We start from the raw sequence: 15,568 nt of genomic DNA, 5'->3' as shown, positions 1-15,568 counted from the left end.
TTTATAAGTTTTTAAAATAGTTCTTTAAAACTACGTCATTTATTTCTTTTGGAGTAAAAATCTCCATTATTTTTGGTTGAACCGATTTTGTATAAAAATCAGGCAACCCAGCTGTTAATTCTTCTAAATTTGAAATAGCTGTATATTCAAAATCATACATTTTTGCCAAATGTTCCGCCGTTAAATTATGTGGCGTTTCAAAATAACTTGTGGCATTTGTAGTCGATGGCCCAGGGATAAACCTAAAAATTCCGCCACCAGCATTGTTTATTATAATAATTCTAAAATCTGAAGGAATATTGGTGTTCCATAAAGCGTTGCTGTCGTAAAAAAAGCTTAAATCTCCGGTAATAAAAGTTGTTCTTTTGATGGTTTTTGTAGCAAATCCCGCTCCAATTGCGGTACTTGTACTTCCGTCAATCCCGCTCGTTCCTCTATTACAAAATATTTGCAAGGTTTTATTGGTGTCAAACAATTGCGAATACCTGATAATAGAACTGTTGCTAATTTGAAGCTGTGAATTACTAGGAATTGCTTTTAAAATGGTTTCAAATACTTTTAAATCGGAATATTCACAATTTGCTAAATATTGTTGATGTTTTTGATGTCGTTCTTGCTTTTTAACCAGCCATTTTTGTTGATAAAAATTGCTGACCTCTGCTAATTCACTTACTTTATTTCCTTGATAATTTTCTTGCTGATTTACTAATTTCCGCAAAAAATGTACCGGTTTCTCTTGCACAAATTCCGATAAACATTGATAGGTATCCATGGCTTTAAATTCATCAATATGCCAATGATGTTTAGGTGTATATTTTCGTAAGAATTGCTTTATTTTCTTAGAAATTACCATTCCTCCCAAGGTAATTAAAACCGCTGGACGCAATGCCGAAAAATCAGCTTCGTTTAAAGGAATAATCAATTTATCAATGCTGTTGATAAATTTTAAATGATCTAAATTTGAAGTCGTTTCTGTAAAAACTAAAACAGACTGATTATCCGCTAAATCACTTAAAACAGCTTGCAATTCATCCTCAGGAAAATGACTTCCTACTAAAATCATTTTTTTAGAAGATGTATTCCAAATTTCTAGTAATTTTTCATAATTTTCATCTAAATTCTCCTGATTTTTGTAATTTTCATCTAAATTCTCAGAAAAATCAACCTTTTTTAATTCATTAACAGTTTCATACAAAGGCTCATCAAAAGGAACATTAATATGTACCGGTGCTTTTTTTGAAATTGCAATTTGCAAGGCTTTACTTACTAACGTTTTATTTTGAATAAACTGATTGCCCGATTTATTGGTCGATTCTGTTAAATTTGCCGAAAATAATACATGATTTTCAAACACATTTTCCTGACGGATGGTTTGTCCATCGCCAATATCGATTAAATGTTTGGGTCTATCCGCAGAAATTACCACCAGCGGAATATTGCTATAAAAGGCCTCCGCTATGGCGGGATAATAATTTAATAATGCAGAGCCTGAAGAACAAATCATTGCCACAGGTTTTCGCTTTTGCTGAGCGATTCCTAAGGCAAAAAAAGCAGCACAACGCTCATCAACAACACTTAATGTTTCTATTTCCGGATGATTTGAAAACCCAATAGTAAGCGGTGCGTTTCTTGATCCTGGCGAAATAATAACGGTATCAATATTAAATTGATGACATGCCGAAATAACTAATTGTGCGAGTTCTTTTTTAGGATACATTTTACTTTAATTAATACGTTTCAATATTATAGAAACTCAAGATTTCCTTTATTTTTAAAGAAATAAAAAGTCAGAAAAATTAAAGACAAAACATCCTTTTACTTCTCTGACTTCCTATTTTAAAACAATAATATTACTTAATTTCCTTTTTTATAGTCTTCTAAAAACTTTGCTAAACCGATATCTGTTAAAGGGTGTTTTAACAATCCTTCGATAGCACTTAAAGGTCCTGTCATTACATTTGCCCCTAATTTTGCGCAGTCAATAATGTGCATAGTATGACGTACAGATGCCGCTAAAATTTGTGTTTCAAAATTATAGTTATCATAAATTAAACGAATTTCAGAGATTAAATTTAATCCATCTGTTGAAATATCGTCTAAACGACCAATAAATGGCGATACATAGGTTGCCCCTGCTTTTGCCGCTAATAACGCCTGACCTGCTGAAAACACTAAAGTTACATTGGTTCTTATTCCTTTATCAGAAAAATATTTACAGGCTTTAATTCCGTCTTTTATCATTGGTAATTTTACCACGATTTGAGGATTTAAAGCAGCCAAAGCATCCCCTTCTTTTTTCATTCCTTCGAAATCGGTTGAAATAACCTCAGCAGAAACATCGCCTTCAACAATTTCACAGATAGCCTTGTAATGATTTATGATATTTTCATGCCCTGTAATTCCTTCTTTTGCCATTAAAGATGGATTGGTTGTTACACCGTCTAAAATTCCTAAAGCTTGTGCTTCTTTAATTTGCGCTAAATTTGCTGTATCAATAAAAAATTTCATCTGTATATATGTTATGTGGTTAAATTAATTTTAATTAAAAGCGATTTTGACTTTACAGAATATTGCCTGCAAATTTACAATTTATAATGGTTCATTAACAGTTTTTGATACATTTTATCGGGTAGTATTCGTTTTAAAACAATCGAAAACTTCTCCATAAAACCTCCTATTTTGTAATGAATTTTTGGGTTTTTATGTTCTATAATTTCATGCAGTGCCTTTGCCATTACATCAGGGTTCATTCCTGATGATACATGCCCGTCCATCAACGCTAAATTTTCGGCATATTTTTCTTTATAAGCCGATTTTTCATACACTGGCGTATGGTAGCGTCCTGCGGCAATATTGGTGGCAAAATCACCTGGAGCTACATTTATTACTTTAATCCCGAAGCTTTTTACCTCCATGCTAATGGATTCTGTAACGAGTTCTAAAGCGCCTTTACTTGCCGAATAAATCCCTCTAAAAGGCAATCCCATATAGCCTGCGATAGATGTTAAATTAATAATAACACCCGATTTTTGCTCGCGCATTTGTGGTAAAACAGCCTTGATAACATCAATAGCACCAAAGAAATTCGTATTAAAATTGGCACGCATTTCATCGGTTGGCGTGTCTTCAATCGACCCTGTTATTCCTTTTCCTGCATTGTTTATTAACACATCTATTGTACCTTCTTTTTGAAGAATACTTTGAATAGCTTTTTGTATTGTTGCTGGTTTTGTAACATCTAAAGCGACCATTTTATACGGTAATTTTAAATCTGATGGATTTCTGCTTGTTCCGTAAACGGTGTAATTTTTATGGTGTAAATAGGTAGCAACCGCTTTTCCGATTCCAGAAGATGCGCCTGTTATTAATACGACTTTTGACATTAAATTGATTTTGTGCAAATATCAGAAAAGTTCGCTATAATTAAGAAGAGTTTAAAAATACTTATCTTTGTAATTCTTATTTTTTCAGAAAACAGCAGTATCGTATTATGTATAAAAAATTAATTATAAGTATTTTCTTCTTGCTTATCAGCAGCAATATCGTAGCACAAACAGGGCTATTTGAACACCATAAAAATTTCACACATCAAGATAGTTTGAGAGGGTCAATTACACCTGAAAGAATTTGGTGGAATTTGACCTATTATCATTTAGATATTTCTATTCATCCTGATAAAAAATTTATCCAAGGAAAAAATACGGTACAATACACGGTTTTAAAACCACATAATGTATTGCAAATTGATTTACAAGCGCCTTTAAAAATTACGAAAGTTATTCAAAATGGCAGAGAATTAAAAGTAACTCATCAAGGAAATGCGCATTTTATTCATTTGAAAAAGTATCAAAAAACAGGCGCTGTTAATTCTTTAGATGTTTACTACCAAGGACACCCAAAAGTTGCTAAAAATGCGCCTTGGGACGGTGGTTTCACCTGGAAAAAAGATAAAAATGGCAATCATTTTGTAGCCACTTCTTGCCAAGGATTAGGCGCTAGTGTTTGGTGGCCAAATAAAGACCATATGTACGACGAGGTAGACAGCATGGCAATTAGCGTGCGTGTTCCTAAAAATTTGATGGATATTTCTAACGGAAAATTACGCAAAATAGAACAACATGAAGACGCTAGCACAACCTATCATTGGTTTGTTGATAATCCTATTAATAATTATGGTGTAAATATAAATATTGGCGATTATGTGCATTTTTCTGAAAAATATAAAGGAGAAGCAGGTATTTTAGACATGGATTATTATGTATTGCGAGATAACTTATCAAAAGCAAAAAAGCAGTTTAAAGACGCCCCTAAAATGATGAAAGCTTTTGAGCATTGGTTTGGGAAATATCCTTTTTATAAAGATGGATACAAACTCGTAGAAGCACCGTATTTAGGTATGGAGCATCAAAGTTCGGTTACCTACGGAAATAATTTTAAAAACGGATATTTAGGACGTGATTTATCGGGGACTGGTTGGGGTTTAAAGTTTGATTTTATTATTATTCACGAATCTGGGCATGAGTGGTTTGCCAATAACATTACCAATAAAGATATTGCCGATATGTGGATTCATGAGAGTTTTACCGCCTATTCTGAAAGCTTATTTTTAGACTATTACTACGGTAAAAAAGCGGCTTCTGAGTATGTTATTGGTACTCGAAAAAGTATTTTAAACAACATTCCTATTATTGGGCAATATGATGTAAACAGCGAAGGTTCTGGCGATATGTATTATAAAGGTGCCAATATGTTGCACAGCATTAGAACCTTGCTTAATAATGATGAAAAATGGCGACAAATTTTACGTGGTTTGAATTCGGTTTTTTATCATAAAACAGTAAGCACCAAGCAGGTTGAAAACTATTTGATAGCACAGTCGGGCTTAGATTTATCTTGTATTTTTGATCAGTATTTACGCACCGTTAAAATTCCTGTTTTTGAATATAAAGTTGAAAATAACAGTATTTCATATCGTTGGAATAATATTATTGAAGGTTTTAATATGCCTATAAATATTTTAGTTGATAAAAAAATACAGCAATTAAAACCTTCTAAAGAGTGGCAAACAACAAGAATTTCGTCTAAAATCTCATCTAAAATTAAAGAAATTAAAGAAATTAAAGAAATTAAAGAAATTAAAATAGATGAAAATTTTTATGTAATTATTAAAAAGTTGAACTAAATTTTTTAATAATGTAAATTTCGTCAAACTGAATTTAGTTCAGTTTCACATCCTGATTGGCATGTTCCTATTTTGATGTGATGCTGAAATAAATTCAGCATGACGTTAAATAATTACACCAACATTAATTTTTTGACCAAATTTTCGCCCATTTCTTCGTTCATCATTTTTATGATTTTATCTTTTCCGTAATTTAACTCTTCCCTTAAAACAGAAGAAGACAATCTAACAATTAGCGTTCCGTTTTGCAACCTTACTTCGGTTGTATAAGACGCTACTCCTGCGCCCATTAATTTGGTCCAAGCTTCTGAAATGTGAATTTTCTGAAAACCTTTTTTTAAACTTCCTTCTTTAATATAACTTCCTAATAAATCCTTTATTGAAAAACTATCGTTTTCTCGTTTTGCCATACTTTTTTAAATTTATGATTACTACAATTTAAAAATCTGATATTCTTGATTGCTATTTTTAAGCACATTTTCGGTTCTATCAAAATGTGTATCGGTTATAAAAATTTGCCCAAAAGCATCATTATTTACCAATGCAACAATTTGTGCCACCCTATTTTCATCTAATTTATCAAAAATATCATCCAATAACAAAATTGGCGTTACATTTGATTGTTTTTTTATAAATTCAAACTGCGCTAGTTTCAGGGCAATTAAGTAGGTTTTTTGCTGTCCTTGCGATCCAAATTTTTTAATAGGATACTGGTCAATTTCAAAATTCAAATCATCTTTATGAATTCCTGATGATGTATATTGCAACATCCTGTCTTTATTTAAACTACCTGCAAATAAATCAGTCAAAGAAGCATCGTGTAACTGACTTTTGTAGCGCAAATTTACGGTTTCTTTATTGCCTGAAATTATATGGTGTTTTGCATTAAAAATTGGCACAAATTCTTCCAAAAAAGCTTTTCTCTTTTGATAAATTACAGTTCCATATTCCACTAATTGAGCATCATAGACCTTTAAATTTAAAGCATCAAAAGTTCTGTTTGCTACAAAATATTTTAACAAGGCATTTCGCTGACTGATAATTTTATTATACAAAATTAAGCTTTGTAAATAATTTTTATCTTGCTGAGAAATAACGCTGTCCATAAATTTGCGACGGGTTTCACTACCTTCTACAATTAAATTTCTATCGGCAGGTGAAATAATGACCAATGGCAATTGCCCAATATGCTCCGAAAACTTTTCGTAAGGCTTACCATTTCTTTTTAATATTTTTTTCTGCCCTCTTTTTAAAGAACACAAAATTTTCTCATTTCTACTAGCTAATTGGTACGAACCTTCAATCATAAAAAAATCTTGCCCATGACGAATATTTTGTCCTGCTACCGAATTAAAATAACTTTTAGCAAACGATAAATAATAAATAGCATCTAACACATTTGTTTTTCCAACGCCATTACTTCCTACAAAACAGTTTATTTTCTGCTGAAAATCAAACGATTGCGTTTCAATATTTTTAAAATTTACTAACGATAATTTTTGCAGATACATGAATAAGATTTTTTTCAAAAAAGAAAGCGCAAATTATCATTTTTTCAGGAATAATCCATTTTTAAAATCCAATTTAAAAAGCTATTTTTGTTCCACAAATTTTTAAGCAATTATGGCTACATACAAGAAAAGGGGTTACAAACCTAAAAAAGAAAAGGTTGAGCAAGAAGTTGAAGAAAACTTTGATGAGGCGCAAAGTACAACAGCCGAAGTATTTAATACTTTAGATGACACAGCGAATAAATCAGAACAATGGATTGAAAAAAATAGCAAGGCTTTATTTTTAGGATTGGTAGCAGTTGCTGCTGTAATTTTAGGGTATTTAGCCTACAATACATTTATTTCTGAACCGAATGAACAAGAGGCTTCAAATGAATTAGCATATCCAAGAACATTTTTTGACAAAGCAGAAAAATCAGCTGGTAAACCTGCAGATGCACTTTATAACATTGGGTTAAATGGTGGTGATGGTAAATATGGTTTTACAGATGTTGCTGATAAATTTAGCGGAACTAAAGCTGGAAATTTAGCAAATTACTATGCGGGTATTTCTTTCTTAAAAACAAAAAAATACGAAGAAGCAATTCAATATTTAAGTAATTTTAATTCAGAGGATGAATTATTAGGTGCTACTGCTTTAGGTGCAATTGGTGATGCTTTTGCAGATATCAATCAACCTGAAGATGCTTTAACATACTACCAAAAAGCAGCTAAAAAGAAAAGTAATGACTTTACAGCGCCTTTATTCTTATTTAAAGCGGCACAAACAGCTATGTCTTTAAAAGAATATACGACTGCTGAAAAATTATATACAACTATTAAAGAGAAATACCCTACTACTAATCAAGGTAGAGATATTCAAAAATACATCAATACTGCAAAATATGCAGATGCATCTAGCGCAGTTTCTTTAGCGAAAGTTGAACAAACCAAGCCAGCTGTAACTACTGCAAGCGATGTTCATATTATGAATGATGTTAACGCACTTTATAATACGAAATCAGAATTTTTAGGGAAATCTGTTAAAGGATACGAATTTTTAGGTGAATTTGTAAATTTAAAACTTAACGACGGAACTGAATTTTTAGCATTAAGCAAAGGTTTTGAAAGCGGATTATTAAACTTTATTAAAAGTGATGCTAAAGCCGACAAAAATTCTTGGTTTAACTTACGTAGAGTTTTATTCAAAACAGGTGCTGCTGATTTAGACGAAAAATCTAACAACCAAATTGATAATGTTGTTAAAATTTTAAAAGCCTACCCTAACGTAAACTTAAAATTAGGTGGTTATACTGACAATACCGGTAACGCTGATTTTAATAAAAGTTTATCAGAAAAAAGAGCGAATGCTGTTTTAAATTCAATCGTTAGCAAGGGTATTGCTAAAGAAAGATTAAATGCTGAAGGATACGGTATCGAACATCCAATAGCTGACAACAACACTAGCGAAGGGCGTGCTTTAAACAGACGTGTTGCAGCAAGAGTTTCTAAAAAATAATTAAATGGCAACAACAGATTTATCTTATTATGATAAAGCAACCATCCCAAATGCGAAATCGTTTCGATTTGGGATTGTTGTATCAGAATGGAATCCCGAAATTACAGGGAACTTACACAAAGGTGCTATTCAAGCACTTTTAGACTGTGGTGCAGAACAAAATAATATTGTTTCTTGGGATGTTCCAGGAAGTTTTGAATTGGTTTACGGATGCAAAAAAATGATTGAATCTCAAAAAGTAGATGCAGTTATCGCTATTGGAAACGTAATTCAAGGACAAACAAAACACTTTGATTTTGTGTGCGATGGTGTTACACAAGGTATTGTAGATTTGAATATTAAATATGATGTTCCTGTAATATTCTGTGTTTTAACAGACAATACAAAGCAACAATCATTAGACAGATCAGGAGGAAAACTAGGAAACAAAGGTATTGAATGTGCCATTGCAGCTGTTAAAATGGCAGCACTTAAAAACTTAGACAAACCTTCTAGTTCTTTAGGGTTTTAAAGCCTTTTTTTAACATATTTTATTTTTTCAGATAAAAAAGAACCAAAATAATATGCTTTTTGGTTCTTTTTTAACGTTAATTTAGTCTTAATTTTTGACAATCAATTCATAATTCAGTAACTTTGAATTTCGTCTTAATTTGGTGTGATTTTTGTTACACTACAGTATTCAAAAACAGTAACCATGGGATTTATTAAAAAAGAAAATAAAAAATTTGATTACAAACCCACCTACTACAAAGGCGAGGGAAACCCGTATCAAGTAAAACACAAATTTGATAAATACCGTACCACTGTTGGTAAAACAAAAAGCTTAAAAGGTAAATTTACAGTTGCTATTAATGAGTTTAAAAATTCTGAAAACGGCGGTTTTAATAGTACAATTATCATTTTAGTTGCTTTTTTTATACTCTTATTTTTATTTTTTATCGATTTCGATCTTTCTATCTTTTTATCTAAAAAATAACGAATGTCTGATATTATACAATTACTTCCTGATCATGTTGCAAACCAAATTGCTGCTGGTGAAGTAGTACAACGCCCTGCCTCTGTAGTTAAAGAGCTAGTTGAAAATTCAATTGATGCAGGCGCTGCTACTATAAAGCTATTAATTAAAGATGCTGGTAAAACGTTAATTCAAGTAATTGACGACGGAAAAGGAATGAGTATTGCAGATGCTCGCTTGAGTTTTGAACGACATGCTACATCAAAAATTAAAGATGCTCAAGATTTATTTAACTTAAATACCAAAGGTTTTCGAGGAGAAGCTTTAGCCTCTATCGCTGCAATTGCACATGTAGAGCTAAAAACAAGACAAGAAAATCAAGAGCTTGGTTCTTTTATTAAAATAGCAGGGAGTAAAATTATTTCTGAAGAAGCTATTTCAACACCTAAAGGAACAAGTATTGCGGTTAAAAATTTATTTTACAACATTCCTGCGCGTCGTAATTTTTTAAAATCAGACAGTATTGAAACCCGTCATATTGTCGATGAATTTCAAAGAGTTGCCTTAGCACATCCTGATATTTCTTTTTTATTACAACACAACAATACCGAACTTTATCATCTGAAAAAAAGCAATTTACGCAAGCGAATTGTAGCTGTTTTTGGTAATAAAATGAATGAAAGACTTGTTCCTATTTCTGAACAAACTGATCTTATTTCAATAAGAGGTTTTACCACAAAATCTGAATTTGCAAAGAAAAAACGTGGCGAACAGTACTTTTTTGTAAACAATCGTTTTATAAAAAGCTCGTATTTAAACCATGCCGTAGTAATGGCTTTTGAAGGTTTGTTAGAAAACGGATCGCATCCTTCTTATTTTTTATATTTAGAAGTGCCGCCAAATAGTATTGATATCAATATACATCCAACAAAAACGGAAATTAAATTTGATAATGAAAAAATACTGTATGCTATTTTACGAGCAACCGTTAAACATAGTTTGGGGCAATACAATGTAACACCCGCCTTAGATTTTAGCAGGGATGCCAACTTAGACACACCGTATGATTACAGTAAAAAATCATCAGATCCCTCTAAACTTCCACCAATTACCGTAGATCACACTTTTAATCCGTTTACAGCATCGCCTAGTTATCAAGAAAAAACAACTACTGCTGAATATTTAAACGAACCAAATAATACGAATAAACAAACCAACACAGACAGCTCAAAATCGGTAAGTTATCAATCTAATTTCAAAAAAGATACAGATGACTGGGAGGCTTTATATAGCAATAATAAATCTATAGACGCTACAACACAAGAGCAACTATTTGAATCTCAACAAGAAACAGAAACGGGTAAAACCTTTCAAATTCAGAAAAAATATTTATTAAGCTCTATAAAATCAGGCGTTGTTTTAATCAATCAATCTTTAGCGCATCAACGTATTTTATACGAAGAGTTTCTAGAAAACATTACCATCAAAGAAGCAAGTAGTCAGCAATTATTATTTCCTGTAACTATTTCTTTTTCTAAATCGGACATCGAAATGATTTACACCATAAAATCAGATTTAGAAAGTGCTGGTTTTATGTTTGACGAATTTACCAAAGAAAGTGTTATTATTCGAGGCATACCCACTTCAATTAGTGAGAGTCAAATAACCTTAATTTTAGAAGAATTATTAGACGACATTAAATTAGAAGTGCCTGACGCTAGTTTTAGTCATTTTGATGTAATGGCTAAATCATTTGCAAAATCGTTAGCACTAAAAACAGGAACCGTACTATCTATTAAAGAGCAAGAAAACTTAGTAAATAATTTATTTTCTTGTAGAGAACCCAATACTTCACCCTTTGGTAAACCAACGTTTAAAACATTAACTTTAAACGAAATTGATACCATTTTCAACAAATAACAAACAAATATGGCAAAAATAACAGCCGCTATAAAGCATTTAATAATCATTAATGTGATTATGTATTTTGCACCACAGCTTTTAAATTTAGATATAACAAATATTTTTGCATTACATTACACTGAAAATGAACACTTTGCTATTTGGCAATATGTTACGCATATTTTTATGCACGCAAGCCCGATGCACTTACTTTTTAACATGTATGCTTTATGGGCTTTTGGTACGCCGCTAGAGCAAATGTGGGGTAAAAACAAGTTTATTTTCTTTTATTTTTCAGCAGGTATTGGAGCAGGATTAATTTATACACTTGTTAATTATTATCAATTTAATGGAATTTACACCCAATTAATTGAGCAAGGAGTATCGGCTATTGACATCAAAAACTTATTAAATACAGGGCAATATAATGATACTTTAATTACGCTTTCCAATCAAACAATGAGCGAATTTTACAGCCTATATCATACTCCCGCTGTTGGAGCTTCAGGGGCTGTTTACGGTATTTTAGTAGCCTTCGGATTGCTATTTCCTGACGCTAAATTGGCGTTGATATTTTTTCCCATACCGATTGCTGCAAAATATTTTATTCCGATCATGATTGCTAGTGATGTGTTTTTTGGAGTCACCAAATATTCTATCGGTAATATTGCACATTTTGCACATATTGGAGGAGCTATTATTGGTTTTATAATTGCTTGGTATTGGAAAAAAAATCAATTTAAAACTCATTAATTTAGTATATTGTATCGTATAAAATTAAATAATGAATGAATAGATTTCAATTTAATGTTTCAAAAAATTTAGATAATTTAAAATATCGATTTAAAAACGCGGGTATTGTAGAGCAATTAATCTACATAAACCTTGCGGTATTTTTGTTGGTTTTTATCAGCAATACTTTCGGTTTTTTATTTCAATCCAACAGCAATTTTTTAGTAGAATGGTTTGCTTTACCTGCTAATTTTGATGATTTCTTATCAAAACCTTGGACCATTATTACCTACGGATTTTTACACACCGGTTTTATACATATACTAGCAAACTTATTTGCATTATTTTATATAGGTAATTTTTTCAAGCACTATTTTACCTCAAAACAACTGCTAAATTTTTATCTTTTAGGAACTGTTTTTGGAGGTGTTATTTTTATAGCGAGCTATCATTTTTTCCCAGGATTACAACAAGCTGCTAACAATAATATTTTATTAGGCGCATCCGCAGGAATTTCAGCTATTTTTATAGGAAGTGCAACTTATATGCCTACTTATGAATTGCGATTTCCGCTAATTGGTTATGTTAAATTATGGAAATTAGCCGCCATTTGGATCGCTTTAGATGTACTTCAAATACCTGCTGGTAATGCTGGCGGACATTTGGCACATATAGGTGGGGCGTTGTTTGGTTTTTTATATGTTTTAAAAGCAAGTAATAAAGAAATAACCATTTTTAACAAGCTAAAAGAAACCGTTACTAACTGTTTTGAAAAAAAAGAAGAACCATTAAAAACAGTTTATAAATCAGGGAAAAAACCAGTAACCACCTCGTTTAAAAAATCAGTTAATCAACAACAAGTAGATGCTATTTTAGATAAAATAAGTACATCTGGCTACGATACTTTAACCCAAACCGAAAAAGAATTTTTATTCAAACAAGGTACTAATTAAATGAAAAAATCCCCTATCATACAAAAATTATTATTCTTCGTTAATTCAATTTTAGCTACGCTATTATTGCTTTGTTATGTTTTACCCTATGTGTCACCACAGGTAATTCCTGCCCTAGCAGTTTTGAGTTTATTTGTGCCGTTATTAATTATTTTAAATTGCTTTTTTTTCGTGTATTGGTTGCTTAAAATTAATAAAAAAGCGGTACTATCACTGCTTGTTTTAAGTATCGGATGGGTGAGCTCTACGCCACTTCTCAAATTATCAAATAAAGAAACAGTTTTAAATGATGACTTAAAAGTAATGAGCTACAATGTGCATCTATTTAATTATTACAAACATATAAATGACATTACCACCGAACAAAAAATATACGAGTTTATCAACAATCAAAACCCCGATGTTGTGGCTATGCAAGAGTTTTATCGATCTGAATTATTAGACATAAAACTGCCTTATAAATATATTAAAACCAAGTCAAAATCCAGGAAATTTGGGCTTGCTATTTACACTAAATACCCTATTGTAAACTCCGGTTCTTTAAACTTTAAAAATAGTGCAAACAATACTATTTTTGTTGATATTGTTAAAAATAAAGACACCATTCGTATTTATAATGTGCATTTAGAGTCGTTAAAAATAAACCCGAATAAAGACTATTTTGGCGAAAAAGATTCAGGGCATTTATTTAAGCGTTTAACAAATGGATTTGAAAAACAAGTAGCGCAAACCGAGCTAATTTTACAGCATGAATATTCTTGGAAGAAGAAAAAAATTATATGTGGCGATTTTAATAATACCGCATATTCTTGGGTGTATCAAAAGTTATCTGAAGATAAAAAAGATGCCTTTTTAACCGCTGGAATTGGCTTAGGGAAATCGTTTCGATACATCTATCCGATGCGGATTGATTTTATGCTGACCGATAATACCGCCACTATAAATCAATATAAAACATTTAGCGATATTAAATTTTCGGACCACTACCCTATTATGAGTCGTTTGCATTGGTAGTTTTTTTATTGTTTATTTTAGATGATTTTTAGCGCCTGTTTAATTTGATTTAAAAACATTTTATGGCTAAAAAATGGAATTCGTCAACCTAAATTTAGTTCAACAGGACGATAATCTAATCTTTATTTAATTTTTAATAGGCTCTTCGTTTTTTTAACCCGTTTTAAATTCAATAAATCAATTGGGTTGATACCTAACCCTTGTATGTTTTTTTGACTAAAACGAATAACTTCATCATAATAAAGCGGAACAATTGGTGCTTGTTCAATAATAATACTATCCATTTTTTGGTATAATTCATAGCGTTTTTTTATGTCAATTTCTTGTATTGATTTTTCATATAAAGCATCAAAAGTTATATTTTTAAAATGGGTATAATTAGGTCCGTTAGGTGTAAAATTTTTACTGTAAAACAACGATAAGTAATTTTCAGCATCAGGATAATCGGCAATCCAACTGGCTCTAAAAACAGGCAATTTACCGTTTGATTTTGCTTGTCGTAAAGTCGATGGCGGAATTACAGATACGGCTACTTGCAATCCTATATTTTGTAATTCTCGTTGGATAAATTCACATAAATCTAAATAATTCCCGTTGGTTGTAATGGTGATTTTAGGATTTTTATCGCCTGTTTCTTCGATGTATTTTAATACTAATACAGCTGCTTTTTCAGGTTGATATGAATATCCTTTTTGATAATTAAATGAAGGTAAACCTTTGGGTATAAATCCATTTTTGGCAGGAGTTCCAATTCCGTTACGTAAAAATTTAATCATTTTTTCACGATCAAATCCGTAATTAATTGCTTGTCGTATTAATTTTGATTTCGTTGGGTAATTTTTCAAGCCTTCTGAATAAATGCCTAAATATTCTGTATTCAAATAAGCGCCTGTTTGCATCACTATTTTATCGGTATATTTCTCTTTTAAAGTTCCATTGGTATTTAAAATATCATCTTTATAAGAGGCGTCTAAACTTTTCATAAAGTCAATATTTCCTTGGATAAATTGTAAGAATTCGCTTTGTTTATCAGGCAAAAAAGTAATTGCTACGGCTTCTAAATACGGTAATTGATTTCCGTTTGCATCTTTTTCAAAATACAATGGGTTTTTACGCAATACTAATTTGGTGTTTTCTACCCATAATTTGAATTGAAAAGCACCTGTTCCAATAGGGTTTGCTCTAAATGAATTCCCAAAGTAATCGATAGCTTCTTTAGGAACTACCGAACAATATTTCATAGCTAATAATCCTAAAAAAGGCGGAAAAGCTTGTTTTAAATTGATGGTAAAAACAGTATCATTTTGGGCTTTGAAATTTTTTACATTTTGAAGTACCCAACCTCCTGGTGAAGCTACTTTTTTTGATACTAATCGATCAAATGAATATTTAAAATCCGTAGCTTTTACGCTTCGTGTAGAATCTTTACCAAATAAATGATGCTTGTGAAATTTCACATCATTTCTTAAAGTAAAACGATATATTTTTCCATCTTCAGAAATCGACCATTTTTTAGCAATATCAGGCTGAATATGCAAACTATCATCTAACTGAACCAAGCCATTAAATAATTGATTTACCGCCCAAATATTCCGCTGATCTTTAGCAAAAGCAGGATCTAACGAAGTAATATTTGAATGTTCATTATATCTAAAAACTTGTGAATCTGTAAATTTACTGCTTTGTTTGGTACAGGAATACAATCCTATAAAAAGAATGAATAAAATGAAATAATTACGCTTACTTTCTTTTATTTTTATAATATGATTTATCTGCAATGTATATCGTTTTAAAAACTTCTGTCTAAATAACTGAAGCGTC

General features: G+C 31.3%; 14 protein-coding genes. 8 read left to right on the top strand and 6 right to left on the bottom strand.

Features of this window, described 5'->3' with window-relative positions; translation table 11 throughout:
* Nucleotide 1: 1 nt before the first annotated feature.
* The 3 genes from menD to DPIF8902391_RS10280 form a co-directional block, all read right to left on the bottom strand.
* A complete protein-coding gene (gene menD, locus DPIF8902391_RS10290; RefSeq protein ID WP_172505771.1) occupies nucleotides 2-1,717 on the bottom strand; it encodes a 2-succinyl-5-enolpyruvyl-6-hydroxy-3-cyclohexene-1-carboxylic-acid synthase in 1,716 nt (571 codons plus the stop codon).
* Nucleotides 1,718-1,854: 137 nt separating this feature from the next.
* Nucleotides 1,855-2,508 (bottom strand): fructose-6-phosphate aldolase, encoded by a 654-nt coding sequence (gene fsa, locus DPIF8902391_RS10285; RefSeq protein WP_058884596.1) that lies wholly within the window; start codon nucleotides 2,506-2,508, stop codon nucleotides 1,855-1,857.
* A 74-nt stretch (nucleotides 2,509-2,582) separates the two neighbouring features.
* Nucleotides 2,583-3,383: an SDR family oxidoreductase gene (locus tag DPIF8902391_RS10280; protein ID WP_058884595.1), complete on the bottom strand. Its 801-nt coding sequence runs from the start codon at nucleotides 3,381-3,383 to the stop codon at nucleotides 2,583-2,585.
* 107 nt (nucleotides 3,384-3,490) lie between these two features.
* On the opposite strand from DPIF8902391_RS10280, the gene DPIF8902391_RS10275 reads away from it, so the two are divergent.
* Nucleotides 3,491-5,182, top strand: a complete 1,692-nt coding sequence (locus DPIF8902391_RS10275) for a M1 family metallopeptidase (protein WP_172505770.1) — start codon at nucleotides 3,491-3,493, stop codon at nucleotides 5,180-5,182.
* A gap of 113 nt (nucleotides 5,183-5,295) precedes the next feature.
* Here DPIF8902391_RS10275 and DPIF8902391_RS10270 read toward each other — a convergent pair whose 3' ends face one another.
* Nucleotides 5,296-5,592 (bottom strand): DUF721 domain-containing protein, encoded by a 297-nt coding sequence (locus tag DPIF8902391_RS10270; protein WP_101915832.1) that lies wholly within the window; start codon nucleotides 5,590-5,592, stop codon nucleotides 5,296-5,298.
* Nucleotides 5,593-5,613: 21 nt separating this feature from the next.
* Nucleotides 5,614-6,693, bottom strand: coding sequence for a DNA replication/repair protein RecF (gene recF, locus DPIF8902391_RS10265; RefSeq protein ID WP_172505769.1), 1,080 nt, complete (start codon nucleotides 6,691-6,693; stop codon nucleotides 5,614-5,616).
* A gap of 112 nt (nucleotides 6,694-6,805) precedes the next feature.
* On the opposite strand from recF, the gene DPIF8902391_RS12575 reads away from it, so the two are divergent.
* The 7 genes from DPIF8902391_RS12575 (at nucleotide 6,806) to DPIF8902391_RS10230 (ending at nucleotide 13,747) form a co-directional block, all read left to right on the top strand.
* Nucleotides 6,806-8,191, top strand: a complete 1,386-nt coding sequence (locus DPIF8902391_RS12575) for an OmpA family protein (RefSeq protein ID WP_083501046.1) — start codon at nucleotides 6,806-6,808, stop codon at nucleotides 8,189-8,191.
* A gap of 4 nt (nucleotides 8,192-8,195) precedes the next feature.
* A complete protein-coding gene (ribH, locus tag DPIF8902391_RS10255) occupies nucleotides 8,196-8,702 on the top strand; it encodes a 6,7-dimethyl-8-ribityllumazine synthase (RefSeq protein ID WP_172505768.1) in 507 nt (168 codons plus the stop codon).
* Between the two features lie 183 nt (nucleotides 8,703-8,885).
* On the top strand, nucleotides 8,886-9,167 hold the full coding sequence (locus tag DPIF8902391_RS10250) for a hypothetical protein (protein ID WP_058884590.1): 282 nt from the start codon (nucleotides 8,886-8,888) through the stop codon (nucleotides 9,165-9,167).
* A 3-nt stretch (nucleotides 9,168-9,170) separates the two neighbouring features.
* Nucleotides 9,171-11,066: a DNA mismatch repair endonuclease MutL gene (mutL, locus tag DPIF8902391_RS10245; protein WP_172505767.1), complete on the top strand. Its 1,896-nt coding sequence runs from the start codon at nucleotides 9,171-9,173 to the stop codon at nucleotides 11,064-11,066.
* Between the two features lie 9 nt (nucleotides 11,067-11,075).
* Entirely contained in the window at nucleotides 11,076-11,801 is a 726-nt protein-coding gene (locus tag DPIF8902391_RS10240) for a rhomboid family intramembrane serine protease (RefSeq protein ID WP_172505766.1), read from the top strand.
* A gap of 35 nt (nucleotides 11,802-11,836) precedes the next feature.
* Nucleotides 11,837-12,733: a rhomboid family intramembrane serine protease gene (locus tag DPIF8902391_RS10235; protein WP_058884587.1), complete on the top strand. Its 897-nt coding sequence runs from the start codon at nucleotides 11,837-11,839 to the stop codon at nucleotides 12,731-12,733.
* Nucleotides 12,734-13,747 carry an endonuclease/exonuclease/phosphatase family protein gene (locus DPIF8902391_RS10230; protein ID WP_058884586.1) on the top strand — a complete coding sequence of 338 codons (1,014 nt, stop codon included), beginning with the start codon at nucleotides 12,734-12,736 and terminating at the stop codon, nucleotides 13,745-13,747. It abuts the gene before it with no gap.
* A 122-nt stretch (nucleotides 13,748-13,869) separates the two neighbouring features.
* Here the strand turns inward: DPIF8902391_RS10230 and DPIF8902391_RS10225 are convergent, their stop codons facing one another.
* Nucleotides 13,870-15,525, bottom strand: a complete 1,656-nt coding sequence (locus DPIF8902391_RS10225) for an ABC transporter substrate-binding protein (RefSeq protein WP_198912943.1) — start codon at nucleotides 15,523-15,525, stop codon at nucleotides 13,870-13,872.
* Nucleotides 15,526-15,568 lie beyond the last annotated feature (43 nt).

The sequence above is a fragment of the Tenacibaculum finnmarkense genomovar ulcerans genome (genome assembly GCF_900239495.1).
Lineage (GTDB): Bacteria > Bacteroidota > Bacteroidia > Flavobacteriales > Flavobacteriaceae > Polaribacter > Polaribacter ulcerans.
Note: the sequence above shows the minus strand (reverse complement) of the source record. Positions and strands in the feature narration are given on the sequence as shown.